The following is a 25,063-nucleotide window of genomic DNA, read 5'->3' on the forward strand; positions in this document are numbered from 1 at the left end:
CTGCCCGCCCCGCCGGCGGCATGCGGCGGGCTGTCAGGCGCTGGCCTCCCAGGGTTCCTGCCCCAGGTACTCGTAGCGCTCCGTGTTGACGCGCGATATGCGCCATTCCACCGCCTGCCGCTTGTAGGAAAACGCCACGCGGCGGATCTCCAGCAAGGGGCTGCCTTCGGCCACGCCCAGCGCCCGCGCCTGCATGCGCTCGGCCACGCAGGTGCGCAGCCGCTCGTCGGTGGCGATCACGTTCACGCCGAAGACATCCTGGTACAGCGCGTACAGCGTGCTGGCGCGGTCGCGCAGGTGCGCCTCGGTCATGCCCGGAAAGCACGATTCCGGCAGGCAGATCTCGTCCATCATCACCACGTCGCCATTGAGCGACAGCACATTGAGGAACTCGAACACCATGGCGCCGGCCTCCAGATTCAGCTTCTCGCGCGCGATGGCCGAGGCCCGCACGCGGCGAAAACGCAGCAGCTCGGTCATGGGATAGGACTTGTCGCCGTCCTGGCGCACGATGCGGAAGAACTTGAAGAAATGGTGGTTGCGCGTATGCACGGCCACATAGGTCCCCCGGCCCTGATGGCGCACCAGAATGTTCTCCGCGGCCAGCTCGTCGATGGCTTTGCGCAGGGTGCCGATGGATACGCCGAAGCGTTCCGCCAGCAGTTTCTCGGGCGGGATCGCCTCGCCCTGCTTCCATTCGCCCTGCGCCAGCGCGGCCAGCACGGCCTGCTTGACCTGCGCATACAGGGGGCTGCCCAAAGGCACGGTCGTGGACAGGCTGGTATTCATGGGTGCATCGCGAAGATCAGGAGTCCACAGTGTAGCGGCGGGGACGGAACCCGTTCAAGTCATACAATTCATATATATGATTTAGTTGACATACGCGAAACCCGGTCCTAAGATTTCCTGGCCGTAGTGATCCGCGCCCCGCCGCCGCATCTGCCGGGCGCCCCCAAAGCCCAAGAGAGGAAGACAAATGATTCACGCCGTATTGCACGATGCCAAGGACACGGTGGCGGTCGCCGTGGTGGAAGGAGTCACCGCCGGAACGGAACTGAACGCCTGGATCATGGATGAAGACAAGATCATCCACGTGCGCGCATCGCAGGACATCCCCATCGGCCACAAGGTGGCGATGAAGGACATGGCCGTGGGCGACACCGTCTTCAAGTACGGCGTCGACATCGGCCGCGTGGTGGAACCCATCAAGGCCGGCCAGCACGCCCATGTGCACAACATCAAGACCAAGCGCTGGTAAGCCCTCCAACCCGCACAGGAATCCGCCATGTCCATCATCAACGCCTCGACCACCTTCCAGGGCTACCGCCGCGACAACGGCCGCGTCGGCGTCCGCAACCACGTCATCGTCCTGCCCGTGGACGATATTTCCAATGCCGCGGCCGAAGCCGTGGCCAACAACATCAAGGGCACGATGGCCCTGCCCCATCCCTATGGCCGACTGCAATTCGGCGAGGACCTGGAGCTGCACTTCCGCACCCTGATCGGCACCGGCTGCAATCCCAACGTCGCCGCCGTGGTGGTGATCGGCATCGAGGAAGGCTGGACCAAGCGCGTGGTGGATGGCATCGCGGCCACCGGCAAGCCCGTCATGGGCTTCAGCATCGAACTGCACGGCGACCACGACACCATCATGCGCGCCTCGCGCTGCGCCAAGGAATTCGTGCACTACGCCACGGCGCTCACGCGCAGCGAGTGCCCCATCGCCGACCTGTGGGTGTCGACCAAATGCGGCGAATCCGACACCACCTCCGGCTGTGGCGCCAACCCCACCGTGGGCAACGCGTTCGACAAGCTGTACGCGCTGGGCTCCACGCTGGTCTTCGGCGAAACCTCGGAGCTGACCGGCGGCGAACACATCGTGGCCGAACGCTGCGCCAACGATGCGGTGCGCGAACGCTTCATGTTCATGTTCGACCGCTACCAGGCCATGATCGACCGCTGGAAAACCAGCGACCTGTCGGAATCCCAGCCCACCAAGGGCAACATCGCGGGCGGGCTGACCACCATCGAGGAAAAGGCGCTGGGCAACATCCAGAAGATCGGCAAGCAATGCCGCGTGGACGGCGTGATCGACAAGGCCGAGATCCCCGACGGCCCCGGCCTGTGGTTCATGGACTCGTCCTCGGCCGCGGCCGAAATGGTGACCCTGTGCGCGGCCTCGGGCTACGCGGTGCATTTCTTCCCCACCGGCCAGGGCAACGTCATCGGCAACCCCATCCTGCCGGTCATCAAGATCTGCGCCAATCCGCGTACCGTGCGCACCATGTCCGAGCACATCGACGTGGACACCAGCGGCCTGTTGCAACGCGACATCGACCTGAACCAGGCCGGCGACAAGCTGCTGGAATGCATGCTGGCCACCGCCAACGGCCGCTGGACGGCGGCCGAGGCACTGGGCCACCGGGAATTCGTCTTGACTCGCATCTTCGAAAGCGCTTAAACGCGCCTGTCGTCCCTGGCAACGGCGCGTCCGCAAGCAGGATTGCGGACGCGCCGTCCTGCCGCCAGCATCCCCCCGCAGCATCGTCTCAGAACCACACCAGCAGACCCGGGCGACACCCGCCACGGCGGCACAGGCGGTTGCATTCCTACCCGGGCGCCCCCCAAGGAGGAAGACAGATGAACAGCGAACACGATCACCATCCCGACGCCGCGCAACGCCGGCGCCTGCTCGGCGCCCTGGGCGCCGCCGGCCTCTGTGCCCTGGCGCCGTGGCAGCGCGCCTTGGCGCAAAAAGCCTGGCCCGAACGGCCAATCAACTACGTGGTGCCCTTTCCGCCCGGCGGCCTGACCGACGTGGCCGCGCGCCAGGTCGGCCGGGCCCTAAGCGACGCCGAGCGCTGGAACGTGGTGGTGGAAAACAAGCCCGGCGGCAGCGCCAACATCGGCGCCGCGCACGTTTCCCACGCCGCTCCCGACGGCTACACTTGGCTGGCGATCACGCTGTCGCACGCGGCCAACGCCACGCTTTTCGCCGGCAAGGCGGGCTACGACCTGACCCGCGACCTGACGCCGCTGGCGGGGCTGGCATCCTCGCCCATCATGGTGGTGGTCAACGCCAAGAGCGACATCAAGAGCATGGCCGACCTGGCGAAGGCCGCTCGCTCGAAATCGTTGTCGGCCGGATCCAGCGGCAACGGCACGCCGCCGCACCTGACGCTGGCGCTCTACCAGAAGCTCACCGGCGTGCCGATGATGCACATCCCCTACAAGGGCGGCGCGCCGTCCCTCACCGACCTGATAGGCGGCCATCTGGATGTGGTGTTTTCCAACTATCCGGAATCGCTGGCGCACGTGAAGAACGGCTCGTTGCGCGCCTTGGCCATCACCACCCGCGAGCGCAGCGCCGACCTGCCCGACGTACCCACAGTGAAGGAGGCCGGCCTGCCAGACCTGATCGTCGAGAATTTCACCGGCGTGCTGGCGCCCGCGGGTACGCCGCCCGAGCTGGTGCAGCGCATCGGCGACGCCATCGTGCGCCAGGTCTCACAGCCCGCCATGAAGCAGGCGCTGCTGCAGCTGGGCTTCGTGCCCCAGCCGCGCGGCCCCGCGGAGTTCGGCGCCTACCTCAAATCCGAGGTGGACCGCTGGGCCAAGATCATCCGCGACGCCAACATCCAGATCGCCTGACCACCGAGGAGTTCCAGCCGATGCATATCCTTATCTCCGAGTTCATGGACGCGCCCGCGGTCGACGCGCTGCGCCAGCGGTTCAAGGTGCGGTACGAACCCGAGCTGGTGGAGCAGCGCGACGCCCTGCTGGCCGCGGCGAGCGAGGCCGACGGCCTCATCGTGCGCAACCGCAGCAACGTCGACGCCGCCCTGCTGCAGGCGGCCCCGCGGCTGCGGGCCGTGGGCCGCCTGGGCGTGGGGCTGGACAACATCGACCTGGACGCCTGCGCGACCCGCGGCATTGCGGTCATACCCGCCACCGGCGCCAATGCGCGGGCCGTCGCCGAGTATGTCGTCGGCACGGTGCTGATGCTATTGCGCGGCGCCTATGCGTCCACGGCCGGGGTCGCGGCGGGCGCATGGCCCCGCAACGCGCTCTCGCAGGGGCTGGAAGCGCACGGCCGCACGCTGGGCATCGTGGGCTTCGGCGGCATAGGCCGGCTGACGGCGAGCCTGGCGCAAGGACTGGGCATGCGCGTGGCTGCCTGCGACGCGGCGCTGCCGCCAGACCATCCCGCGTGGCGCGAAACCGGTGTCGTCCCCATGGCGCTGGACGAGCTGCTGGCCCAGGCAGATGCCGTTACCCTGCATCTGCCGCTCACGCCCGGCACGCGGCGGCTGCTGGACGCCAGCCGCATCGCCCGCATGCGGCCCGGCGCCGTGCTCATCAACACCTCGCGCGGCGGCATCGTGGACGAAGCTGCGCTGGCCGACGCCCTGCGTACAGGCCATCTGCGCGGCGCCGCGCTTGATGTGTTCGAACAGGAACCCCTGCCCGCCGGCAGCCCGCTGGCGGGTGCGCCCAACCTGATCCTGACGCCGCATATCGCCGGATTGACGCAAGAAGCCAACACCCGCGTTTCCGACATGGTGGCCGCCGGGGTGACAATGGCGCTTACCGGCGGCGACCGATGAAGCCACACGGCCCGGCGCCAGCCCTTGAAGAGAAGGATATGGCTCACATCTATCTGGACGAACTGCAACACCTGGCGGCGGCAGGCCTGGCCGCCGCTGGCGCCAACCCGGCCATGGCCGACAGCACCGCGCGCGCGCTGGTCTTCGCCGAAAGCCAGGGGCTCAGCTCCCATGGTCTGTCGCGCGTGCCGTTCTATGCCGGACACCTGCGCGCCGGCCGCGCCATCGGTACGGCGGTGCCGCGCATCGTGCATGAGCGCGGCGGCGCGGCGCTGATCGACGCCGGTTCCGGCCTGGCCTTTCCCGCCTGCGCCATGGCGATCGAACAGGCCGGCCTGCGCGCCCGCGAGCACGGCGTGGCCTTCATCGGCGTCGCCAACAGCCATCACTTCGGCGAAGCCGGCTACCACCTCGAAGCCTTGGCCGACCTTGGGCTGGTCGGGCTCGCGCTGAGCAACTCGCCCGCCGCCATGCCCGCCTGGGGCGGCAAGCGGCCGCTCTTCGGCACCAACCCCATCGCCGCCGTCTTTCCGCGGCGCGGCGGCGCCCGGCTGGTGATCGACCTGTCGCTGTCGCAGGTCGCGCGCGGCAAACTGATGATCGCGGCCCGCGACAACCAGCCCATCCCGTTGGGCTGGGCGCTGGACGCCGACGGCCAGCCCACCACCGATCCCAAGGCCGGCCTGGCGGGCAGCATGCTTCCCGCCGGCGGCGTCAAGGGCGCGATGCTGGCGCTGATCGTCGAACTGCTGGCTTGCGCGCTGACCGGCTCGCACTTCGGTTTCGAGACCGAGTCCTTCTTCGTCGACGAAGGCGGCCCGGCGCGTCTGGGCCAGGCCTTCATGGCGATCGACCCCGGCGCCCTGGCAGGCAACAACACCTATCTGGATCGCGTCGAAGTCCTGGTCGACGCCATGCTGGAAGATGAAGGCGTGCGCCTGCCGGGCGACCGCCGCCGCAAGCTGCGCGACGAAGCGCTCAAGCACGGCGTGGAGATCCCCGACGCATTGATGGCGCAATTGCGCGCGATGTCGGGCGCGGCGTAATTCAAGCTCAGCGACCGCTGGGTACGGAACACGCAGGCGCCTGGACTTGCGGCCATCCCGATTGTCGCGACAGCGTCGCGACAATTCCCCCCCTCAAGCCCCGCGGCTGAACCACAGGATCACCGGCGCCAGCAGCAGGAACGCCACGGTCGACACCAGCACCGCGCCCGCCGCCGTATCGCCCTGCGTCGTGTAGCGCTTGACGTACATGTAGCTGACCACGGCGCAAGGCATGGCCATCTGCAGGCTGAGCGCGCCGGCCAGCACCGGCTCCAGGTCCAGCGCCCACACCACCGCAAGCCCCGCGGCGAGGCCGACCACCAAGCGGATGGCGGCGACCTTGGCGCCGTCGCGCAGGCCGTTGGATGGAATCAGGGCCAGCGCATGCCCCAGGCTCAGCAGCATCAGCGGCACGGTCACCGCGCCCAGCATGCGGGAAGTCTCGATCAGCCACGCGGGCACCGGCACATGCATGAGGCGCAGGGCCACGGCGACCAGGGAGGCCAGCAAAATCGGACTCTTCCAGCTGCCCTTGGTGTTCACCCCCGGCAACAGGCGCACCGCGATGGTGTGCATGACAAAAGAGCTGACCGCGAAGAACGCGACCGCCACCGACAGGCCCGCGTCGCCAAAGGCCATCTGCGAAATCGGCAGCCCCAGGTTGCCGGCGTTGGGCAGGAAAGCCGTAGGCAGCAGCGTGCGCACGGGCAGCTTCCATGCCTTGAGCAGCAACGCGCATATCAGCGCGCACAGCAACAGCGCCAGCAGGGTCGCCACCGCCACGTCGGCCAGCGCGCGGTCGTCCAGGTGGGTCGTGACGAAGGTGTGGAACACCAGGGCCGGCGTGGTCACCGAGGTCACCAGCATGGTGATGAAGGAGCCGCCGAACGGCAGGTCCCGCTTGCCCCAATACACCCCTATGCCCGCGCAGAAAAGCAACGGCAGCATCAGCACGATCGATGAAAAATAGAACTGCACGACGGCGGACATGCGCTTATTCCGTTAGAGATAAGAGGATTGATGCGTGAAGGCATCATCGCTTGCCGGGCAGCCTGTCCCGGCGGCAGCATGGGGCAACTCGTCAATCGCCGGGCTTATGCCCCCAACCGCCATGCCAGCCACCGCATTTTCCGCCACGCCCCCGCATTCGGCCGCGAACCCGGCCCAGAAGTCAGCCTTGAATTCGTCCTTGAATTCAGCACCGAGTCCGGCCCTGCCCATCAAACCCCTGTCGGAACGCCAGGCCAGTTGCCTGCACTGGGCCGCCATGGGCAAGACCAGCTGGGAAACCGCCCGCATCCTCGGCGTCAGCGAAAGCACTGTGAATTTCCATCTGTGCAACGCCTGCGAGAAACTCGGCGTGCGCGGCCGGCGCGCCGCGGTGGTCACGGCGCTGCAGCTGGGCCTGATCCAGCCTGTCACGGCTTGATGACGACGGAACGCAGGAACTCATGCGCCCGCTCGGCCGGCAGGCTTTCCACGGTGCCGGCCGCCACGGCCTCGATCAACATGGTGTCGGTCACCCAGACCCTGGCCCGCAGCCAGCCCGGCTTGCCCATGGCCTTGCCCTGGACCTCGATGTCCTGTCCGTAGGCAGGCCATTCATTGGGCGGCGGCGACTGCATGTTGGCGTAGAGCGAGTGCATCAGCGCCATGCCCAGCGCCTGCTTGGCGGCGGGATCCTTCGCAATGTCCGGGGGCAAAGGGGCCGAACCCACAGCGAAGACCGCCTCGCCCACGGTGGCGCTGGCCAGGGTAAAACGCAAGGTATGGGTGTCCAGCTTCAGGTCGCGGGTGTCCGTCGTGACCCGGTCCGGAAAGGCCGCGCGCGCGTGGCCGTCGGCCACGTCCACTTCGCGCCAGTTGTAACTGGGCGAGCAGGCCGTGATCAGCAGGGCCAGCGCGGCAATCGCGCCGGCTTTCTTGAACATGAAACGAAACAGCGATGAAATCGTCATTACCCGTGGACCTGGACTGTCTATTCATTTCGAGGAAGCCAGAAATTGTCGCCGATTTCGATGACCCCCGCGCCTGACGGCACGCCACTGGCCAACTATGTGTGGCCGGCCGCGCCCAACGTACCCACGCCGATCACCGGCCCAGGCACTCCCAGTATCTACCTGCTGCATGGACTTAGCGAGCATGCCGGGCGCTATGACCGCCTGGCGCGCTGGCTGACCGCTCGCGGCTGGACGGTGGGCGCCCACGACCACCGCGGCCATGGCCGCTCCGGCGGCCGGCCCGCAACCCTGAACCACCAAGACGATCTGGTCGTCGACGCGGTCGACCGGCTGCGGGCCTGGACCGCCGCGCACGGACGCCCGCCCATCCTGCTGGGCCACAGCCTGGGCGCCCTGGTCGCGGTCCGGATCGCCTTGCGCCGCCTGGCCGAGATCGACGGCCTGGTGCTCAGTTCGCCGCCCTTCGTGGTGCACGTGCCGCCCTGGGTGCGGCGCACGCTGACCTGGATGTCGCTGCATGCGCCCGACCTGCGCGTGCCCCATGGACTGGCGCCCGCCCGCATCTCCCATGACCCGGCCGTGGTGAAGGCCTACCGCAGCGACCCCCTGGTGCGCCGCCACATGACGGGGCGCCTGGCCCGTTTCGTGGACGAAGGCGGCCGCGAGTCCCTGCGCGAGGCCCCGCAACTCGCCTGCCGCACCCTGCTGATGGTGGCCGGCGACGACTCCATCGTCGCCGCCGAAGGCAGCCGCCAGTTCGCCCAGCGCGCGCCCGCCGAACTGCTGACGCTACGCTGGTACGACACCGCCTGGCACGAAATCTTCAACGAAACCGCCCCCATCGCCGACCCGGTCTATGCCGACCTGGACGAGTGGCTGGCACGCACCGCGCAGGCATTGTCCCTGTCCCCAGTATTGGCTCCCTCGGCACAGGAGGCCGGCACCCCGTAAAATCCGGCGACAGACCCAAACGAGAAGAACCCGTGACTGATACTGCCGCCAACCGCCTCTCCCGCCTGGAGGCCAACCGATCGCTGTTGACCCAGACCCTGCGGGGCATCGAAAAGGAAGGCCTGCGCGTGGACGAACAGGGTGTCCTGTCCCGCAAGCCGCACCCCGCCGGCCTGGGATCGGCGCTGACCAACGAACACGTCACCACCGATTATTCCGAATCCCTGCTCGAACTCATCACGGGCACCCACAAGGACGTGGACGCGCTGCTGGCCGAACTGACCAACACCCACCGTCACGTCTACAGCGTGCTGGACCATGAACTGATCTGGAATCAGTCCATGCCCGCCACGCTGCCGTCCGAAGCCGACATCCCCATCGCCTGGTACGGCAAGTCCAACACCGGCATGCTCAAGCATGTGTATCGCCGCGGCCTGGCGGTGCGCTATGGCAAGACGATGCAGTGCATCGCCGGCGTGCACTACAACTTCTCGTTGGCCGAAGACCTGTGGTCCGTTCTGGACACGCAGGCCGGCACCGTCCAGGATCGCCGCTCGCGCGGCTACATCGGCCTGATCCGCAACTTCACGCGCTATTCCTGGCTATTGATGTACCTGTTCGGCGCGGCCCCGGCGCTGTCCAGCGATTTCCTGCGCGGGCGCGAACATCCGCTGCAAAAGCTGGGCGACAGCACGCTGTACCTGCCCTACGCCACCAGCTTGCGCATGAGCGACCTCGGCTACCAGAACAAGGCGCAATCGCAGCTCAAGCTCTGCTACAACGACCTGGACACCTTCCTGGGCCGCCTCTACGACGCGGTGAGCCAGCCCTGGCCGGATTATCAGAAGATCGGCACGCACCGCGACGGCGAATGGATCCAGCTCAACACCAACGTGCTGCAGATCGAAAACGAGTACTACTCCAGCATTCGCCCCAAGCGCGCCACCGGCCGCTGCGAACGCCCGATCACGGCGCTGGCCGAACGCGGCGTGCAGTACGTTGAAGTGCGCTGCCTGGACATCGACCCGAACTCGCCGGTCGGCATCGACGCCAGCACCAGCCGCTTCGTCGACGCCTTCCTGCTGTTCTGCACCGCGTCCGACAGTCCCTTCTTCCCCGCCAACGGCTACTGTCAACGCAGCGCCGACAACTTCTCGACCGTCGTCAAGGAAGGCCGCAAGCCCGGTTTGATGCTGGACCGCGAGGGCCAGTCCATCGGCCTGGCGCAATGGGGCCATGAACTGCTGGACCAGATCGCGCCCTACGCCGCGCTGTTCGACTCCGCCCTGGGCGGCAGCGCCTATGCCGAGGCCCTGGCGGCCCAGCGCGCCAAGCTCGACCAGCCCGACTCCACGCCGTCGGCGCGCCTGCTGGCCTCGCTTTCCGACAGCGGCCTGTCGTTCCATGACTATTCGCTGGACCTCAGCCGCAAGCACGCCGAGGCGCTGCGCGCGCAGGCCCTGCCCGCCGATGTGGCGACGGCCTATGAGCAGGCCGCCGCGCAATCCGCCGCGGAGCAACTGCGTCTGGAGCAATCGGACACCGAGGATTTCGATACCTATGTGGCCCGCTACCACGCCGCACTGAAGGCGCCGCGCAAATAAGGCGTATCGTTAGGGTTTTGATCCGCGCCGCCGGCCCCCCCCGGCCGGCGCGGACCGCTCTGTCACATCAGGAGGTTTTCCCCATGCGCCGCACCGCAACATTCCTGTTGGCCTTGGCCACCAGCGTGGCGGGGATAGTCCATGCCGCGCCGCCGCCCATGCAGACCGTGGAATCGGTGGACCTGAAGCGTTACGCAGGCATGTGGTACGAGATCGCGAATTTCCCCATGTTCTTCCAGCGCGACTGCGTGGGAGACACTACCGCTGAATACACGGCGCATGCCGACGGCACGGTAGGCGTGAACAACCGCTGCCGCACCAAGGACGGCGATGTCGACTCCGCCTCGGGTACCGCCACCGTGGTGGAAGGCAGCAACAACACCAAGCTCGAAGTCTCGTTCTTCAAGCCCTTCAAGGGCGATTACTGGGTGATCGGCCTGGATCCCGAATACCGCTGGTCGGTGGTCGGCACCCCGGACAGGAAATACCTGTGGATCCTGTCGCGCTCGCCGCAACTACCCAAGGAAGAATTGGACAAGGCCCTGGACGCCGCCAAGGCCCAAGGCTATCAGCTGGACGAACTGCGGTTCACGCCGCAGAAGTAAGACGTGCCGCGGCGCCCTATCCCGCGTAGTCGCGCGCCAGCCGAACCACCGTCACGCCCGGCTTCAGCTGCCGCAGCGACGGCATGACCAGCGTGCATTGATCGTACGGCGTCACGATGGGCTGGCCGTCGGCCCAGCCTATCGTCGAACCGGCCCGCTCGAATGTCTCCAGGCCCGTCCAGGGCTCGGAAAAGCGCAGGTCCATGGAGGGCGCGACCACCGCGTCCGTCACTTCCAGCACGCGCTGGTTATCAGCATCCGGCAACAGCCAGCCCGCTGGCACGTCTGCCGCATCCGCCACGCCCGACTCCAGCAGCATGCGCGCCACCATGTCCCGCGCCACGTCGCGCGCCGCCAGCTCGCCATGGAAACCGCATTCGATCAGCAAGGCGCAGGCATCTGCACGGGCGGGATCGCCGAACTGGCCGAAGTCGCGCATGCGCACGCCGTCCTTGTGCCCCGCGTCCACGATCACATGCTGCGGCGCCTTCAGCCGGCGCGCCAGCGCGATGTTGCGCGGCAGGACGCCCGTCAGCAGCAGAGGCGCGCCCGGCTCATGCATGGAATGCAGGTCCAGCAGCCAGTCCGCGCGCTCCACCCAGGGACGCAGCTCGGCGCCGCGCCGGCGGTCCGGCGTCGTGGGGTTGTCCAGGCGCTCGGCGCTCCAGACTCGGTTCATGTCCTCGGCGACGAAGCGCGACGCGTCGTGGTTGGCATGGTCGAAGCGGTCGAACGCTACGAGATTGCAGAACGCCAGCGTCAGGCTGCCGCGGCGCGGCCGCAGGCCCGCCGCCAGCAGGTCCTTCAAGGCCCAGGCGCCGCAAAGCTCGTTGCCATGCACCAGCGCGGACACCATCAACGCACGCCCGGGCAGGCCTGAATCGAAATGCCACACGCCAGGAGTGCCGGTATTGCCGGCGCGCTCTGCGCTCAGGTCGGGTACGGGAAGCTTGAATTCCATGGATGTCGTCCGCTGCGGTGCTAGGGTGTTGCGATGATCTGGTGTCGGATCACTGGGCTTCGATCTTGGCGGCCTTGACCAGCGCGCCATACTTCTTGGTTTCCTCGGCCTGATAGGCCGCCGGCTCCAGGCCCGGCTGCGACAGCACGCCGCCGGCTTCCTGCATCTTGGCGCGGAACTGCTCCGACTTCAGCGTCTCAGCCAGCGCAGTCCGCAGCTTGGTCGCCACCGGTTCGGGCAGGCCAGCCGGGCCGTAGAGCGCGAACCAGACGCTGATATCCACGGATTCGAAGCCCGGCGTCTCCGCCAGGGCCGGCAGATCCGGCGCCACAGGCGAACGCTTCTTTTCCGTCACGCCCAAGGCCACGATCTTGTCGGCGCGCACTTGCGGCAGGCCCGAGGACAGCACCAGCATGCCGTAGTCCAGCTGGCCGCTCATCAGGTCCGTCACCAGCGGCGCCACGCCGCGGTACGGCACGTGCTCGGCGCGCGTGGCGGTCGACTGGTTGATCATCTCGCCGGCCAGGTGCAGGGTCGTGCCCACGCCGGAGGAACCGTAGTTGAAGCTGCCGGGCGCGGAGGCGCGCAGCTTCTGCAGATACTCGGCGGCGGTCTTCACGCCCGAGTTCTTGCTGGCGGCCAGCAGCATGGGCTGCGAGGCGATCACGCCCAGCGGCGAGAAGTCCTTCACGCTGTCGTACTTGACCGCGTTGTTGATCATGCTGGCGATGACCATTTCATTGGTCGAGCCCAGCAGCAGCGTGTAGCCGTCGGGCGCGGCGCGCGCCACGCGCTGTGCGCCGATGGTGCCGCCGGCGCCGCCCACGTTCTCGACCACCACGCTCTGACCCAGGCGCTTGGCCAGCTCTTCGCCGAACAGGCGCGCGGTCAGGTCCACGCTGCCGCCCGCCGGGTAGCCGACCACCAGCGAGATGGCGCGTTCGGGATACTCGGCGTGGGCGGAAGGTGCCGCGGCCAGCGCAGAGACGGCACAGATAGCGGCTAGCGCGCCGCGCAACGGATGCAGGACGGATTTCATGTTTTCTCCCTGGGGTGCTGTGGTGGACGGCGGCGCCGTCTCATTTGAGGTTTCGGGAGCTATTCTCGGACGTACACCAGGGATATTCCGTGCTGAATCGACACATTGTCGTGCGGATTTGGCACGCGCACGCCAGGCGGCAATTGGATTTCAGGCCTTGCGGCTGGCCGTGGCTTCCCAGGCTGCTTCGGCCAGGTCGGCCAGGCGCGCCCGCGAGCGGTACAACCGCACCTCGAACGAGATTTCCTCGCTGCGCCCGCCCAGGGCAGCCAGCGCGCCGCGACGGCAATCCGCCGCCACCATGGACCAGGGCAGCCACGCCACCCCCAGGCCCTTGGCGACCGCGCCATGCGCCGCATCCAGCGAATCGCTGCGCAGGAACGGCGCCAGGGCATAGGGCGTGGTCTCCAGGCGGTCGCCCACGATGCGCTCCATCGCCAGGCCGCCCGCATAGGTGATCAAAGGCACGGACGGCCCGCCTTCCTGCAGCACGTAGCGGGCCCGGCCACGCGAATCCGCCTGGCTGACGGGGACAAGCTTGTCGGTGCCCAGCGTCATGTAGCGGTAGCGTCCAGGGCTCAACTGCACCGACAGGGCCGGATGCTCGTAGCAGCACAGCAGGTCCACCCGGCCCTGCTCCAGCCGGGCCGCCATGTCCTGCATCATGCCGGTGGACAGCTCGACCTGCGTGCCCTCGGTCAGCACCTTGGGCGTGCGGTGGCGCAGTCGCGCGATCCAGTCCGCCACCAGCGTGCGGGCCAGGCTGCGGCCGGTGGCGATGCGCAGCACGGCCTCGCCGCCCGCGCCGAAACTGCGGATACGATGGCGCACCTGCCCCATCTGCTCCACCACCTGCGTCGCGGTCTTGAGCAGGGCCTCGCCTTCGGCCGTCAGGACCACCGGCAGGCGCTGGCGCTCGATCAGCGGCGCGCCCGCCCAGGCCTCCAGTGCACGGATGCGCCGGCCGAACGCAGGATGCGTGACGTGCCGCAGCTCGGCCGCGCGCACGAAGCTGCCGGTCTGCGCCAGGGCAATCAGGTCTTCAAGGAGTTTCAGGTCGGCCATGGGCGTCAAGCTTACGCCATCGGCCCGCCGTTCACTTGGCGCCCAAGCCCATCATCGCCAGGGTGGCGCGGGTCAGGTCGCTGTCCGGATCTTCCAGCTCGTTGACCAGGTCGAAATGGTTGCAGTGGGGCGTCGGGATGCGGGTGGAAACCAGCCCCGCGGCATTCCAGGCGGCTTCATATGCCGCCGTCTGGTTCTTGAAGCCCTGGGTCTCCAGCCCGCCCACCGCCAGCAGCATCGGGCCGGCCCGTTCCGGCAGATGGAAGATCGGGCTTTGGTGCGCCGCCTGCTCGGGCGTGAGCTGCAGCCAGGTGTTGGGCAGGACGTCGCACAGCGGCCGCAGATCGAACAGCCCGCTGAGCGCCAACGTGCCCTTGATCACGTCCTCCGGCACGCCATAGCGCGCGGGCCAGCCGGGCGCGACCAGCATGCCGGCCAGATGCCCGCCCGCCGAGCTGCCGCTGACATAGATCCTCTCGGGATCCACGCCATAGGCCGCCACGTTCCGGTACAGCCAGGCCACCGCGGAACGCACTTCCCGCACCACCTCGCCCAGCGTGGCCTCGGGCACCAGCGTGTACTCCAGCGTGGCCACGGCCGCACCCGCGGCGTTGAAGGCCTCGGCCATCACGGGCGCGTCTTCCTTGCGCTGCGCGCGCCAATAGCCGCCGTGGATGAACACGAACAGCGGCGCCGGCGCCTGCGAGGCGGCGGGCAGGAACAGGTCCAGCCGTTCATCCTGGCCCATGCCGTAGTGCAGGTCCAGCACGCCGGGGCGGCGCGTGCGCACCCGGGCCGAGGACTCGGCATAGCGGCGCACGCAGGCGTCGAAATCCGGCACCGATTCGCGTGCGTTGTATTGCACCTCGCGCTCGGCGATGGTGGGGAAGAAGAGATCGATGTCGGTGTTATGCATGCCTGGCCTGCGATTTGGGCTGCGATTGGGGCTGGGAAATGATGCGTTCGATGAACTGCGCGGTCTTGCGGTAATGCGCGGCCAGCATGGCGACCGAACCTTCCACGTCGCGCGAGATGGCGGCGTCCAGCAACTGGCGGTGCTCGTCGTCGACGTTGCGCTCCGGCCCGTAGGCGGTCGCGCCAGCGCGCGCCGGACGGCGGTAGCGCTCGGTCTGCGCATAGAGCTGGGTCGACAGGTCCAGCAGCCAATGGGAGCGGCAGGCGCCGATCAGCGCGTGGTGGAATTCCAGGTGGCGCGCCTCCAGCAGTTCGTCCAGCTCTTCCGAAGGCTCGGCGGCAGCCTCCGCGCGCTGCGCGGCCAGCGTCAGCGCATGGTACGCGCCGACCAGGCGCGTTTCCCAGGCGTCGTCGGCATTGGCGAGCGAACGGCGCAGCGCGTCGCAATCGATCAGGATGCGGGTTTCACAGGCATCCCACATTTCCTCGACCGACAAGGGTGCGATGCTGAAGCCGCGCGAGGTAGTGCTGATGACCATGCGCTCGCTGCGCAGGCGGTTGAGCGCTTCGCGGATGGGCGAAAAGCTGCTGCCGTAGCGCTGCTTCAGCAACTCCAGCCGCAAGGACTGGCCCGGCGCGAAGGCGCCGCGCATGATGTCGCGCCGCAGCAGGCGGTAGACCTGCTCGGACAGCGTGATTTCCTCAATGCCGGCGCTCCCGTCCGATCCGGGATCGTCCTGGCGGGAAGCTTTGATTCTAGGCTTCAAGATGGTCTCCAGATGTCAGCGGCCGAGGCGCGGATCCGCGCGCAGGCGGCCCATTCTACCCGCGCCCCCGGGCCGCTGGCGGCGCCTGCCCGCCCCCATGCTCCGGGGCCGCGATAAGCACCGCGCAGCCTGCTCATATGCCCAGGTAGCGCTGCGCCAGCTCGGGCTGGGTGGACAGTTCCGCGGGCTGCCCCGACCAGGCCACCCGGCCCTTGTCCACGATGTAGTGGCGGTCCACCAGCGTCGCCATTTCGGGCAGGTTCTTGTCGATGACAAGGATGGTCTGGCCCTCGGCCTTCAGCGCCCGCAGGCAGCGCCAGATCTCCTGCCGGATGAGCGGCGCCAGCCCCTCGGTGGCTTCGTCCAGGATCAGGAGCTTGGGATTGGTCATGAGCGCGCGGCCCACCACCAGCATCTGCTGTTCGCCGCCCGACAGGGTCCGCGACGACTGCCCGCGGCGCTCCTTCAGGCGCGGGAACAGCGTGTAGACGCGTTCCAGATCCCATCCGCCCGCCGCGGCGCGTGAAGTCGCCACCAGGTTTTCCTGCACCGTCAGGGATCCGAACACGCGCCGGCCTTCCGGCACCAACCCCACGCCCAGGCGCGCCACGCTGCTGGGCGCGGAACGGCCCAGCGTCTGGCCGCGGAACTGTACCGCGCCGCCGGTGGCGGGCAGCATGCCCATCAGGGTCTTGATCGTGGTGGTCTTGCCCATGCCGTTGCGCCCGATCAGCGAGATCACCTCGCCTTCACTAGCCTCGAACGACATGCCGAACAGGACCTTGCTGGAGCCGTAGCCCCCCGTCAGCCCGTCAACCTTCAACATGTTCTTCTCCCAGATAGGCGGCGCGCACTTCCGGATGGCGGCGCACTTCCTCGGGCGAGCCGCTGAACACCACGCGGCCGTAGACCAGCACGCTGATGCGGTCGGCCAACGCGAACACCGCGTCCATGTCGTGTTCCACCAGCAGGATGCCGTAGTCGCCTTTCATGCCTTGCAGCAGCCGCGTCATGCGCGCCGATTCCTCGGGCCCCATGCCGGCCATGGGCTCGTCCAGCAGCAACAGCCGCGGCGCACGCGCCAGCGCCACCGCCAGCTCCAGTTGCCGCTTCTCGCCGTGCGCCAGGTCCGAAGAACGCACGTGGCGGCGGTCCTCCAGCCCCACGTGCGTCAGCCATTGCATGGCCTCGGTCTTCAGTGCCGCGTCATGGCGCGGGTTGGACCAGGCCTGGAAGGCCCGGCCGCCCTTGAGCATGCGCGACAGGATCACGTTCTCCAGCGCGGTGTACTCCTGGCACAGCTCGGTGATCTGGAACGAGCGGCCCAGCCCCAGGCGGGCGCGCTCGAAGGCGCGCAGCGCGGTCACGTCCTGCCCGTCCAGATGGATGGTGCCGGAATCCGGGCGGATCTCGCCGCAGATCTGCGCGATCAGGGTGGACTTGCCCGCGCCGTTGGGGCCGATGATGGCGTGGATCTCGCCCGCACGCACATCCAGGTCCACGCCGTTGGTGGCCACCACCGCGTCGAAGGCTTTGCGCAGCTGCGTCAGGCGCAACAGGCTGGCGCTTGCATCAGTCGGCATGACGCGTCTCCAGCAATTTTCCGAACAGGCCCTTCTGGCCCCACAGCACCACTAGTACCAGGAAGGGTCCCATGTACAGCAGCCAATGCTCGGTCAGGGACGACAGCATCTGCTCCAGCCCCAGGAACACCGCCGCGCCCGCGATCGGCCCCAGCAAGGTGCCAACGCCGCCCAGAATCACGATGGCCATGAGCTCGCCGGACTTGGTCCAGGCCGCCATGTCGGGCGTCACCAGCCCGGCATAGTTGGCCCACAGCACACCGGCCAGGCCCGTGCCCACCGCCGACAACACGAAGGCGCTGAGCCGGTACGGCGTGGGCGCCACGCCCAGGTTGATGGCGCGCCGCTCGCTCTGGCGCAGCGCCTGCAGCACCATGCCGAAGCGCGAGTTGGTCACGCGGATGCAAAGCAGCGTCCACAAGGTCAACAACGCCAGGCACACATAGTAGAAAGCCATGGGGCTTTCCAGATTGATGCCGGGCAGCTCATTGCGTTGTGGAATCATCAGGCCGTCATCGCCGCCGTAGAACTGCAGCGACACCAGCACGAAGTACACCATCTGGCCGAACGCCAGGGTGATCATGATGAACTGCACGCCGCGCGTGCGCAGCGCCAGATAACCGAACAGCCAGCCGGCCAGCGCGCACACGATGAGCGCTATCGGCCACACCACCAGCGCGGCATTGCTGCCGGCCCAGCCGAAAATCGGCCCGGCCTCCGCCGTGTGGAAAGCGATGATGCCCACCGCGTAGCCGCCCAACCCAAAGAACATGGCGTGGCCGAAACTGACCATGGCGCCATAGCCGATCACCAGGTCCAGGCTGACCGCGGCCAGGCCGTAGATCAAGAAGCGCGTCACCACGCCAATCAGGAACGGCGAGCCCGAGGCCAGCGCCGCGGCCGGCAGCAGGATCAGCACCGCCAGGCCGCCCAGCCCCCAGCGGGCGCGGTTCGTAAGTGTGTATGCCATCTTCATCCTCGCGCCGGGAACAGCCCGCCCGGCTTGGCGATCAGCACGATCGCCATCAACACATAGATGCTGGCCGAAGCCAGGCCTGCGGCCAGCGGGTCCGCCGTGGCCGGCGAGAACACCGTCGACAGCAGCTGCGGCAGGAAGGCCCGCCCCAGGCTGTCCACCATGCCCACCAACAAGGCGCCGGCCAAGGCCCCGCGCACCGAACCGACCCCGCCGATCACGATCACCACGAAGGTCGTGATCAGGATGCGTTCGCCCATGCCGATTTCCACTGCCAGTAGCGGCGCGGCCATCACGCCGGCCAGTCCACACAGCAAGGCGCCCAGGCCGAACACCAGCGTGTAGAGCTTGCGGATGTCTATGCCCAGCGCGTCGACCATCTCGCGGTCATCGGCGCCCGCGCGGATCAGCATGCCGATGCGCGTGCGGTTGACCAGCCACCACAGCCCCACCGCCACCAGCGCGCCGATGGCGATGAAGGACAGGCGGATCAGCGGGTACTGGAACCCGGGCGTCAGCGTCACCGCGCCTTCCAGGAAGGAGGGAATGCCCACCAGCGGCGGACGCCGGCCGAAGATCAGGCTGACCGCTTCGTTGGAGAACAACAGCAGGCCGAAGGTGGCCAGGACCTGGTACAAGTGGTCCCGCTTGTACAGCTTGCGTATCACCAGCACCTCGACCGAGATGCCGTACAGGCCCGCCCCCAGCAGCGCCGCCAGCACGCCCGCCAGGAACGAGCCGGTGGTGCCGATGGCGTAGGCCGCGCAATACGCCCCCACCATGTAGAACGAGCCGTGCGTCAGGTTGACCACGCCCATGATGCCGAAGATCAGCGTCAGTCCGGCGGCCAGCATGAACAGCATGGCGCCGAACTGCAGCCCGTTGAGCAGCTGTTCAAACAGGAGCGTCATGACGGCATCTTGCAGAATTGCGCGTAGGCGTCCTTGTCATCGGACACCAGCTTGCGGACCAGCTTCGGCGACAGGCCGCCGTCGCTGTCCTTCTCGATGCGCATCAAATACAGATCCTGGATCGGATGTTGGTTGGTGTTCATGCTGAACTTGCCGCGCAACGACGTGAACTCGGGCTTGCGCAACGCGGCGCGAAACTCCGCCGCCTTGGACAGGTCGCCGCCGGTGGCCTTCAGGCCCGCGCCGATCAACTGCGCGGTGTCGTAGGCCTGCATGGCGTAGTCCGTCGGCACGCGGCCGTAGGCTTGCTTGAAGGCCTGCACGAAAGCCTTGGATTGCGCGTTATCGAAGTCCTGCGACCAGATACCGGTGATGTAGGCGCCGGCCGAGGCGTCGCCCGTGGCCTGGATCATGCGCGCGTCCATCGAGAAGCTGGGCATCAGCATCGGGATGCTCTTGTTCAGCCCGGCCGCCGCATACTGCTTGACGAAGTTGATGCCCGTGCCGCCCGGATGGAACTGGTAGATGGCGTCGGGCGCCAGCGAGCGCAGGCGCGCCAGCTCCACCGAGAAGTCCGACTGGTCGAGCTTGGTGTAGATCTCGGCGACCACTTCGCCCTTGTAGGTGCGCTTGAAGCCTTCGATGGCGTCGCGGCCCGCCTGGTAATTGGGCGCCAGCAGCACGACCTTCTTGTAGCCCAGTTCGTTGGCCGCCACGCCGCCAGCCGTATGGAAGGCGTCGTTCTGGTAGGACGCCACGAAGTAGTTCGGATCGCACTTTTCGCCCGCGAAGTTCGACGGGCCAGGATTCAGGCTGACGTAGAACGCGCCGGACTTCACCACGCTAGGCACGACAGCCGCCAGCACATTGGAGAAGTTCACGCCGGTATAGAGCTTGACGCCCGATTGCAGCAGGCGGTCGGCCGCCTGCTTGGCGTTGGCGGGCTTGAGGCCGTCGTCCTCGATCACCAGCTGCACGGGCACGCCGCCCAGCTTGCCGCCGCCCTGCTTGATGGCCAGGTTGAACGCATCGCGCTCGTCCTCGCCGATATAGCCGGCCGGCGTGGACAAGGTGGCGATGAAGCCGATCTTGACCGGTTCGGCGGCGTGGGCCGCCCCCATGGACGCCGCAGCGCCCAACGCGACGGACAACGCGCCGCCCAGAATCTGTTTCTTGATCATGTTTTTCCCCTTGGAGACTGCGTTGCCCGCCGCCCCCCGGCGGCCGGGCGTTTTTAAACGGCCACCACCGGATGGCGCAGCGTGCCGATGCCTTCCACGCACGCCACCACCACGTCGCCCGGCCACAGCCATTCCTGCGGCTTGCGGCCCGCGCCCACGCCCTCCGGCGTGCCGGTGGCGATGATGTCGCCCGGCTCCAGCGTGATGCCTGCGCTGATGTCCGAGATCAGGAACGGCACCTTGAACAGCATGTGCCTCGTGTTGGAACCCTGCTTCTTCTCGCCGTTGACCGTCAGCCACAGGTCCAGCACCTGCGGATCCGGGATCTCATCGGCGGTCACGATGCAGGGGCCGAAGGGCGCATAGGTGTCCTGGCCCTTGGAATAGATCCACTGGCCGGCGCGGCGGCAATCGCGCGCGCTCATGTCCAGCATCACGCTGTAGCCGAACACGTAGGACAGCGCATCGGCCTCGGCCACGCGCGAGGCGCGGCGGCCCATGATCACGGCCAGCTCGACTTCCCAGTCCAGCTGCTGCGTGATCTTGGCGTTGTGCTCGATGGCATCGCCCGGGCCGATGACGGTGGTGGGCGGCTTGGAGAAGATCACCGGCTGCTTGGGCAGGTCGGCCGAGGTATCCAGCGTGCGGCTGGATTCCGCCACGTGCTCCACGTAGTTCAAGCCGATGCCGAAGATGTTCTTGCGCGGACGCGGAATCGGCGCCAGCAGCTTGACGTTTTCCTGCGGCAGCGCGCTGCCCACGGGCCAGTTGCCGCGATAGGCTTCCATCAGCTTGCTGGCCTGCGCCACGGCCACGGGGCCCAGGTCGATGAAGGCCAGCATGTCATCGGGCAGGTCCACGCCGCCGGCGCGGCCCAGCAGGGCCAGGTCGATCACATAGCCTTCGGCCAGCGCGCCCAGTCGGGCAGCGGCGGTGGGATGAGCGCGAAAAGTTACCAAGCGCATAAGAACTCCATAAATTCAGGACGAGTTGAGTCAGGCGCGCGGGCCAGGCCCGCGCGGCGGAAAAAAATCCAATAGGGAACGGGCGGCGCTAGATCAGCACTTGGTGGCCGTCGTTTTCCTTGACCGCTTCTTCGCGGTAAAGCGCCAGCGCGCGCATCACGGGCAGGTCGTTGAAGCTGAACAGGCAAGCGTCGTCGTTGGACGACAGATTGACGTGTTCGTGAATGGCCCAGGACGGCACGCAGAAGATGTCGCGCTCGGTCCAGTCATAGCGCTTGCCGTCGATGATGGAATAGCCGCTGCCCTTGGCCACCTGGTAGATGAAGCTGCCGGTATGGCGATGGGCCTTGGTGTGCTCGCCCGGGCGCAGCAGCTGCATGCTGGCGCCGATGGTGGGCATGACCGGGCCGCCCGTGGCCGGGTTGACGTATTCGAGCAGGATGCCGTCGTAGGGACTGCCCGCGGTGGTGCGCGCATAGCGGCGCAGCGCCTCGTAGGTGGGCTCCCATTCGTACTTGAAGAGCGGCGAATACGGCTTGGTCCAACCGGACACTTGCGGCCTGAGCGCCGCGTTGGCCCAGGCGGCGGTGGTGTCGTCCACCGGATAGGTCACGGTCTGGTTCAGATCCGGGTGCACGGCGTAGAAGCCGGCTTCCATCGCGTTGACCAGCGGGATGTCCAGGCCGTCCTGCCAGATGCAGGTGGTGCCGTCCTCGGCCACGCCATGCTCGTGCCAGGTGCCGTTGGGCGTCAGCACGAAATCGTTCGCGCCCAGCGTCATCTTGTGGCCGTCCACCACGGTAAACGCGCCCCGCCCTTCCATGATGAAGCGCAACGCCGAATGCGAATGCTTGTGGGCGGAAGCCAGTTCACCCGGCTTCATGACCTGCAGGCCCGAATACAGCCAGCCCACGGCGGCGGCCACGTCGCGCCGGCCGGGGTTGTTCAGGTAGATCACGCGCCGCCCCGCCTCTTCGGGGGAAACCAGTTCGGCGGAACGCAACACATGGCCGCGCAAGTCCTGGTAGCGCCACACCACCGGCACCGAGACCGAGCGCGGCGCCCAGGGCTCGATCTTGTTCGCCACCGTCCACAGGGCGCCGGTCTCCAGGCGGGCCAGCTCCTTGTAGTAGGCGATGAGCTCGGGCGAGTCGGCCACATTGGCGCGGCCTATGGTGTCCTCGCGGTACGCGTCGTAGCGGTTCGCTTCCATCCCTTGCCTCTTTTTATAAAAATTTAGATATTTTCGAAAATAATAGAGGCGAGCCGGTATTCGGGCAACGAGCGCGCGCTAGGGGTTTTCCCAGGCACGCTGAAAATTGTTGGCGCGGCGGCAAACAATACTGTACAAAAACACAGTACAACGTGATACATTTCGCTCGCCCAAAAACTGTCGTCCAGGAGAACCCTGTGTCAGAAGCTGCCCATCTCGTTCAGTACATCGTCGTTCCCTACCGCGCCGCCGCCAATGGCGTCGCCCCCGGTGAAATCCGCCCCGCCAGCAGCGAGTTCGGCGCCATACGCATCGCCAACTCCATGGCCTCCAAGTTCGCCGGCGTCGCCGCCTATGAAGTGCTGATCGACAAGGAAACCGGCGACATGGAATCGCCGCGCATCCTCATGCAGATCGGAACCGTGCCGGCGCTGGACGATTGAATGCGAAGTCCCCGTGTCGCCCGCAAGCGGGCGACACGGATCCCGGCTCGTCATCGCCTGTTCCCGGTCGAGGAAGTCGGGCTATAACTTTTCCTTGGTCGGTATGAATATTTATTAGCTTCACCGGAGCAAGGATGTCCGGCAGGATGCTGTGTTTCGCGCGGTCCTCCTGCCCATCCTTACCACCTAGAAGCTGCATGATTCGCCGACTTCCCTTGCGTTGCTCCGCCGTGGCCGGGCTCCTGTCCGTTGCTTGCGCCCTGATGCCTGCGGCTCGGTCGGCCGAGTCCTCCGACTGGCCAACCAGGCCCGTGACGCTGGTCGTGCCTTTTCCCCCTGGCGGAGGCAATGACACTGTCGCGCGCCAGATCGCGGGCCCGGCAGGCCTGGCGCTGGGCCAGCCGCTGGTCGTGGAAAACCGGCCGGGCGCCGGCGGCACCATAGGGTCCGCAACCGTAGCCCGGGCCCGCCCCGATGGCCATACCCTGCTGCTCTGCTCCACCAGCAGCCTGGTCGTGGCCAATGCGCTCTATCCCAGCTTACCGTACCGTGTCGACGATCTGGCGCCCGTCGTCCACATCGCCAATACGCCAACGATATGGGTCGCCGATCCCGGCGCGCCCGTCTCCACGCTCAAGGAATTCATCGCCGCGGCTCGGCAGGCTCCCGGCAAATACAGCTACGCCTCCGGAGGCAAGAACACCATGCCCCACCTCGCCGGCCAGGAGGTCAAGGCACGCAACGGGCTGGACATGCTGCACGTGCCTTACCGCGGCTCCACACCCGCCTATGCGGACCTCGCCACGGGGCGCGTGAACCTGATGATGGACAGCATCGTTTCGGCGTTGCCCTTTGTCGAGTCTGGCCGCGTCAAGGGGCTGGCCGTCAGCATGGATCAGCGCATGCCGCGGATTCCGTCCGTGCCGACCTTGGCCGAACAAGGCCTGGGCGACCTGGGCTTCGTGGGCTGGGTCGGCATATGCGCGCCACGCGACACGCCGCCCGCAATCACCGCCAGAGTCGCCCGCGGCGTGCAGCAAGCCTTGGCCGACCCGGCGTTGCGGGAAACGTTCGCCAAGGAAATTGTGGAACCGATAGGCGAAGGCCCCGAAGCGTTTGCGCGGACGATAGAGCGCGATGCCCTGGCGTGGCGACAGATCATCGCGACGTCTCGCGCATCGGAACGCGATTGACGCCGTGCGCCCGTTGTTCTCAGGATCGGTCCTTCATCCGGTAATCGACGGATCTTCCGGCACACTGTTCAAGACCTGCCGCGCGACCTCGCAGATGCAATCCACCATGGCGGCGCGCAGCGGAACCGCGGGCTGGTCAACATAAGAGGCGAAGTACGTCTGCGGCGGAAACGGCCTGGAAAACGGAAGCCGCGCAAGCTTGCCTGAATCGAGCTCGTCGCGGATGAGATCGGCCGGCAAGACCGCGTATCCGGCGCCCGCGAGGACCAGGCGCAGCATGACCGACAGCGACCTCACCACGATCAGCTTGAAGCCCTGCATCTGTGGAGCCGCAAAGTAGGCGGCTATCACCGAGTACAGCAGCGAATCCACCGGATAGCACAGCAGGGGAAGCTGCTTCATCTGATCCCGCGTGGGTTCCGTGCCACAACTGATCAGTTTCGGACTGCAGACCCAGACATAATCCAGTTCCAGCAACTTCCGGTTGACCACATTCGGCTCGTCGACGCTACCCAGCAGCAGCCCTATGTCCAGCGCGCCGTCCAGCAGTTGCTGACGTATGTCGGTGCTGGTCAACGACTGCAGGTGCACCGTAACGTCCGGCCACTGCCTGTAAAGCGTGGCCGCCATGGGTTCAAGTATGGCTTGCGCGACGGTTCCACTCATGCCGATGCTGACCTGCGTGGGCCTGACATCCGTGGTCCCAAACCTGCTGGTAAATGCTCTCGCATGAGCCAGCAACTCTTCCGCGGGTCCGAGCATATCCGCGCCGACGGGCGTCAAACTCAGCTGCTTACCCTTTTCCCGCACAAATACTCTTACCCCCAGCTCTTCTTCGAAGGCCGCTATGCGAGCCGAGATGGCTGCCTGGGAAGCATGCAGCTCTTCCGCGGCCAATGTCATTTTCTTGAGCCTGGCGGCGCGAACAAACGTTTCCAGAAACCGGAGATTCATGCGGTGGATATCCTAAGCCTGAGACACAACCAAGTCCCCAGCGACGCCAGGACAATCCCGGTTTGCACCGGGATGGGTTGTCAGAATCGGAATGGCGGGCTGGGTTTCCCTGCTGCAATGCGT

Annotated in this window: 27 protein-coding genes; 11 read left to right on the plus strand and 16 right to left on the minus strand. The window is 67.0% G+C overall.

The genetic code is table 11. From position 1 onward, the window contains the following. Positions 1–33 precede the first annotated feature (33 nt). Positions 34–789, minus strand: a complete 756-nt coding sequence (locus FOC84_RS10125; RefSeq protein WP_173144307.1) for a GntR family transcriptional regulator — start codon at positions 787–789, stop codon at positions 34–36. A gap of 187 nt (positions 790–976) precedes the next feature. Here FOC84_RS10125 and FOC84_RS10130 point away from each other — a divergent pair, with 187 nt between their 5' ends. The 5 genes from FOC84_RS10130 to FOC84_RS10150 all read left to right on the plus strand — a co-directional run bounded on the left by FOC84_RS10130 (position 977) and on the right by FOC84_RS10150 (position 5,653). Further along, positions 977–1,258, plus strand: coding sequence for a UxaA family hydrolase (locus tag FOC84_RS10130; protein WP_042795507.1), 282 nt, complete (start codon positions 977–979; stop codon positions 1,256–1,258). 27 nt (positions 1,259–1,285) lie between these two features. Beyond that, positions 1,286–2,461, plus strand: a complete 1,176-nt coding sequence (locus tag FOC84_RS10135) for a UxaA family hydrolase (protein ID WP_088138104.1) — start codon at positions 1,286–1,288, stop codon at positions 2,459–2,461. 179 nt (positions 2,462–2,640) lie between these two features. Next, positions 2,641–3,651 (plus strand): Bug family tripartite tricarboxylate transporter substrate binding protein, encoded by a 1,011-nt coding sequence (locus tag FOC84_RS10140; RefSeq protein WP_173144308.1) that lies wholly within the window; start codon positions 2,641–2,643, stop codon positions 3,649–3,651. Positions 3,652–3,671: 20 nt separating this feature from the next. Beyond that, positions 3,672–4,607, plus strand: coding sequence for a hydroxyacid dehydrogenase (locus FOC84_RS10145; protein ID WP_173144309.1), 936 nt, complete (start codon positions 3,672–3,674; stop codon positions 4,605–4,607). A gap of 38 nt (positions 4,608–4,645) precedes the next feature. Then, on the plus strand, positions 4,646–5,653 hold the full coding sequence (locus FOC84_RS10150; protein WP_173144310.1) for an Ldh family oxidoreductase: 1,008 nt from the start codon (positions 4,646–4,648) through the stop codon (positions 5,651–5,653). Between the two features lie 93 nt (positions 5,654–5,746). Here FOC84_RS10150 and FOC84_RS10155 read toward each other — a convergent pair whose 3' ends face one another. Beyond that, positions 5,747–6,643: an AEC family transporter gene (locus tag FOC84_RS10155; protein WP_173144311.1), complete on the minus strand. Its 897-nt coding sequence runs from the start codon at positions 6,641–6,643 to the stop codon at positions 5,747–5,749. A 199-nt stretch (positions 6,644–6,842) separates the two neighbouring features. On the opposite strand from FOC84_RS10155, the gene FOC84_RS10160 reads away from it, so the two are divergent. Next, on the plus strand, positions 6,843–7,082 hold the full coding sequence (locus FOC84_RS10160; protein WP_438800867.1) for a helix-turn-helix domain-containing protein: 240 nt from the start codon (positions 6,843–6,845) through the stop codon (positions 7,080–7,082). On the opposite strand, the gene FOC84_RS10165 is transcribed toward FOC84_RS10160, so the two are convergent. Next, on the minus strand, positions 7,072–7,611 hold the full coding sequence (locus FOC84_RS10165; protein ID WP_088138109.1) for a hypothetical protein: 540 nt from the start codon (positions 7,609–7,611) through the stop codon (positions 7,072–7,074). The genes FOC84_RS10160 and FOC84_RS10165 overlap by 11 nt on opposite strands. A gap of 60 nt (positions 7,612–7,671) precedes the next feature. Between FOC84_RS10165 and FOC84_RS10170 the strand changes: the two genes are divergently transcribed. The 3 genes from FOC84_RS10170 (at position 7,672) to FOC84_RS10180 (ending at position 10,774) form a co-directional block, all read left to right on the plus strand. After that, positions 7,672–8,565: an alpha/beta hydrolase gene (locus FOC84_RS10170; protein WP_173144312.1), complete on the plus strand. Its 894-nt coding sequence runs from the start codon at positions 7,672–7,674 to the stop codon at positions 8,563–8,565. Between the two features lie 32 nt (positions 8,566–8,597). Further along, on the plus strand, positions 8,598–10,169 hold the full coding sequence (gshA, locus tag FOC84_RS10175) for a glutamate--cysteine ligase (RefSeq protein ID WP_173144313.1): 1,572 nt from the start codon (positions 8,598–8,600) through the stop codon (positions 10,167–10,169). Positions 10,170–10,252: 83 nt separating this feature from the next. Beyond that, entirely contained in the window at positions 10,253–10,774 is a 522-nt protein-coding gene (locus FOC84_RS10180) for a lipocalin family protein (protein WP_173144314.1), read from the plus strand. Between the two features lie 16 nt (positions 10,775–10,790). On the opposite strand, the gene FOC84_RS10185 is transcribed toward FOC84_RS10180, so the two are convergent. From FOC84_RS10185 to FOC84_RS10240, 12 genes are all read right to left on the minus strand, one after another. Beyond that, complete coding sequence (locus FOC84_RS10185) at positions 10,791–11,735, minus strand: succinylglutamate desuccinylase/aspartoacylase domain-containing protein (RefSeq protein WP_173144315.1); 945 nt, start codon at positions 11,733–11,735, stop codon at positions 10,791–10,793. Between the two features lie 49 nt (positions 11,736–11,784). Continuing rightward, positions 11,785–12,774 (minus strand): Bug family tripartite tricarboxylate transporter substrate binding protein, encoded by a 990-nt coding sequence (locus tag FOC84_RS10190; protein WP_173144316.1) that lies wholly within the window; start codon positions 12,772–12,774, stop codon positions 11,785–11,787. A gap of 150 nt (positions 12,775–12,924) precedes the next feature. After that, on the minus strand, positions 12,925–13,839 hold the full coding sequence (locus FOC84_RS10195; protein WP_173150046.1) for a LysR family transcriptional regulator: 915 nt from the start codon (positions 13,837–13,839) through the stop codon (positions 12,925–12,927). 31 nt (positions 13,840–13,870) lie between these two features. Beyond that, complete coding sequence (locus FOC84_RS10200) at positions 13,871–14,755, minus strand: alpha/beta hydrolase (protein ID WP_173144317.1); 885 nt, start codon at positions 14,753–14,755, stop codon at positions 13,871–13,873. Further along, the gene (locus FOC84_RS10205; RefSeq protein ID WP_173144318.1) at positions 14,748–15,521 is read right to left on the minus strand and encodes a GntR family transcriptional regulator; all 774 of its coding nucleotides are present in this window, start codon (positions 15,519–15,521) and stop codon (positions 14,748–14,750) included. The genes FOC84_RS10200 and FOC84_RS10205 overlap by 8 nt, the downstream gene beginning before the upstream one ends. A gap of 133 nt (positions 15,522–15,654) precedes the next feature. After that, positions 15,655–16,347 (minus strand): ABC transporter ATP-binding protein, encoded by a 693-nt coding sequence (locus tag FOC84_RS10210; protein WP_173144319.1) that lies wholly within the window; start codon positions 16,345–16,347, stop codon positions 15,655–15,657. Beyond that, positions 16,334–17,104, minus strand: a complete 771-nt coding sequence (locus FOC84_RS10215; RefSeq protein ID WP_173144320.1) for an ABC transporter ATP-binding protein — start codon at positions 17,102–17,104, stop codon at positions 16,334–16,336. The genes FOC84_RS10210 and FOC84_RS10215 overlap by 14 nt, the downstream gene beginning before the upstream one ends. Next, on the minus strand, positions 17,094–18,080 hold the full coding sequence (locus tag FOC84_RS10220; protein WP_173144321.1) for a branched-chain amino acid ABC transporter permease: 987 nt from the start codon (positions 18,078–18,080) through the stop codon (positions 17,094–17,096). The genes FOC84_RS10215 and FOC84_RS10220 overlap by 11 nt, the downstream gene beginning before the upstream one ends. Further along, positions 18,077–18,991, minus strand: a complete 915-nt coding sequence (locus FOC84_RS10225; RefSeq protein WP_173144322.1) for a branched-chain amino acid ABC transporter permease — start codon at positions 18,989–18,991, stop codon at positions 18,077–18,079. Before FOC84_RS10225 ends, FOC84_RS10220 begins: the two co-directional genes overlap by 4 nt. Beyond that, the gene (locus tag FOC84_RS10230) at positions 18,988–20,172 is read right to left on the minus strand and encodes an ABC transporter substrate-binding protein (protein ID WP_173144323.1); all 1,185 of its coding nucleotides are present in this window, start codon (positions 20,170–20,172) and stop codon (positions 18,988–18,990) included. The genes FOC84_RS10225 and FOC84_RS10230 overlap by 4 nt, the downstream gene beginning before the upstream one ends. A 53-nt stretch (positions 20,173–20,225) precedes the next feature. Then, positions 20,226–21,137, minus strand: coding sequence for a fumarylacetoacetate hydrolase family protein (locus FOC84_RS10235; protein WP_013391208.1), 912 nt, complete (start codon positions 21,135–21,137; stop codon positions 20,226–20,228). 88 nt (positions 21,138–21,225) lie between these two features. Continuing rightward, the gene (locus tag FOC84_RS10240) at positions 21,226–22,350 is read right to left on the minus strand and encodes a cupin domain-containing protein (protein ID WP_173144324.1); all 1,125 of its coding nucleotides are present in this window, start codon (positions 22,348–22,350) and stop codon (positions 21,226–21,228) included. A gap of 197 nt (positions 22,351–22,547) precedes the next feature. Here FOC84_RS10240 and FOC84_RS10245 point away from each other — a divergent pair, with 197 nt between their 5' ends. Continuing rightward, a complete protein-coding gene (locus tag FOC84_RS10245) occupies positions 22,548–22,793 on the plus strand; it encodes a hypothetical protein (RefSeq protein WP_013391206.1) in 246 nt (81 codons plus the stop codon). Between the two features lie 197 nt (positions 22,794–22,990). Further along, complete coding sequence (locus FOC84_RS10250; RefSeq protein WP_254241942.1) at positions 22,991–23,986, plus strand: Bug family tripartite tricarboxylate transporter substrate binding protein; 996 nt, start codon at positions 22,991–22,993, stop codon at positions 23,984–23,986. A 33-nt stretch (positions 23,987–24,019) separates the two neighbouring features. Here FOC84_RS10250 and FOC84_RS10255 read toward each other — a convergent pair whose 3' ends face one another. Continuing rightward, on the minus strand, positions 24,020–24,940 hold the full coding sequence (locus FOC84_RS10255; RefSeq protein ID WP_173144325.1) for a LysR family transcriptional regulator: 921 nt from the start codon (positions 24,938–24,940) through the stop codon (positions 24,020–24,022). Positions 24,941–25,063 lie beyond the last annotated feature (123 nt).

The sequence above is a fragment of the Achromobacter pestifer genome, assembly GCF_013267355.1.
Lineage (GTDB): Bacteria > Pseudomonadota > Gammaproteobacteria > Burkholderiales > Burkholderiaceae_B > Achromobacter > Achromobacter pestifer_A.

Bases quoted from the DNA above. Each gene is read 5' to 3' on its own strand.
- FOC84_RS10125 (WP_173144307.1), bottom strand. From the start codon at position 789: ATGAATACCAGCCTGTCCACGACCGTGCCTTTGGGCAGCCCCCTGTAT.
- FOC84_RS10130 (WP_042795507.1), top strand. From the start codon at position 977: ATGATTCACGCCGTATTGCACGATGCCAAGGACACGGTGGCGGTCGCC.
- FOC84_RS10135 (WP_088138104.1), top strand. From the start codon at position 1,286: ATGTCCATCATCAACGCCTCGACCACCTTCCAGGGCTACCGCCGCGAC.
- FOC84_RS10140 (WP_173144308.1), top strand. From the start codon at position 2,641: ATGAACAGCGAACACGATCACCATCCCGACGCCGCGCAACGCCGGCGC.
- FOC84_RS10145 (WP_173144309.1), top strand. From the start codon at position 3,672: ATGCATATCCTTATCTCCGAGTTCATGGACGCGCCCGCGGTCGACGCG.
- FOC84_RS10150 (WP_173144310.1), top strand. From the start codon at position 4,646: ATGGCTCACATCTATCTGGACGAACTGCAACACCTGGCGGCGGCAGGC.
- FOC84_RS10155 (WP_173144311.1), bottom strand. From the start codon at position 6,643: ATGTCCGCCGTCGTGCAGTTCTATTTTTCATCGATCGTGCTGATGCTG.
- FOC84_RS10165 (WP_088138109.1), bottom strand. From the start codon at position 7,611: ATGACGATTTCATCGCTGTTTCGTTTCATGTTCAAGAAAGCCGGCGCG.
- FOC84_RS10170 (WP_173144312.1), top strand. From the start codon at position 7,672: ATGACCCCCGCGCCTGACGGCACGCCACTGGCCAACTATGTGTGGCCG.
- FOC84_RS10180 (WP_173144314.1), top strand. From the start codon at position 10,253: ATGCGCCGCACCGCAACATTCCTGTTGGCCTTGGCCACCAGCGTGGCG.
- FOC84_RS10185 (WP_173144315.1), bottom strand. From the start codon at position 11,735: ATGGAATTCAAGCTTCCCGTACCCGACCTGAGCGCAGAGCGCGCCGGC.
- FOC84_RS10190 (WP_173144316.1), bottom strand. From the start codon at position 12,774: ATGAAATCCGTCCTGCATCCGTTGCGCGGCGCGCTAGCCGCTATCTGT.
- FOC84_RS10195 (WP_173150046.1), bottom strand. From the start codon at position 13,839: ATGGCCGACCTGAAACTCCTTGAAGACCTGATTGCCCTGGCGCAGACC.
- FOC84_RS10200 (WP_173144317.1), bottom strand. From the start codon at position 14,755: ATGCATAACACCGACATCGATCTCTTCTTCCCCACCATCGCCGAGCGC.
- FOC84_RS10210 (WP_173144319.1), bottom strand. From the start codon at position 16,347: ATGTTGAAGGTTGACGGGCTGACGGGGGGCTACGGCTCCAGCAAGGTC.
- FOC84_RS10215 (WP_173144320.1), bottom strand. From the start codon at position 17,104: ATGCCGACTGATGCAAGCGCCAGCCTGTTGCGCCTGACGCAGCTGCGC.
- FOC84_RS10220 (WP_173144321.1), bottom strand. From the start codon at position 18,080: ATGAAGATGGCATACACACTTACGAACCGCGCCCGCTGGGGGCTGGGC.
- FOC84_RS10225 (WP_173144322.1), bottom strand. From the start codon at position 18,991: ATGACGCTCCTGTTTGAACAGCTGCTCAACGGGCTGCAGTTCGGCGCC.
- FOC84_RS10230 (WP_173144323.1), bottom strand. From the start codon at position 20,172: ATGATCAAGAAACAGATTCTGGGCGGCGCGTTGTCCGTCGCGTTGGGC.
- FOC84_RS10235 (WP_013391208.1), bottom strand. From the start codon at position 21,137: ATGCGCTTGGTAACTTTTCGCGCTCATCCCACCGCCGCTGCCCGACTG.
- FOC84_RS10240 (WP_173144324.1), bottom strand. From the start codon at position 22,350: ATGGAAGCGAACCGCTACGACGCGTACCGCGAGGACACCATAGGCCGC.
- FOC84_RS10250 (WP_254241942.1), top strand. From the start codon at position 22,991: ATGATTCGCCGACTTCCCTTGCGTTGCTCCGCCGTGGCCGGGCTCCTG.
- FOC84_RS10255 (WP_173144325.1), bottom strand. From the start codon at position 24,940: ATGAATCTCCGGTTTCTGGAAACGTTTGTTCGCGCCGCCAGGCTCAAG.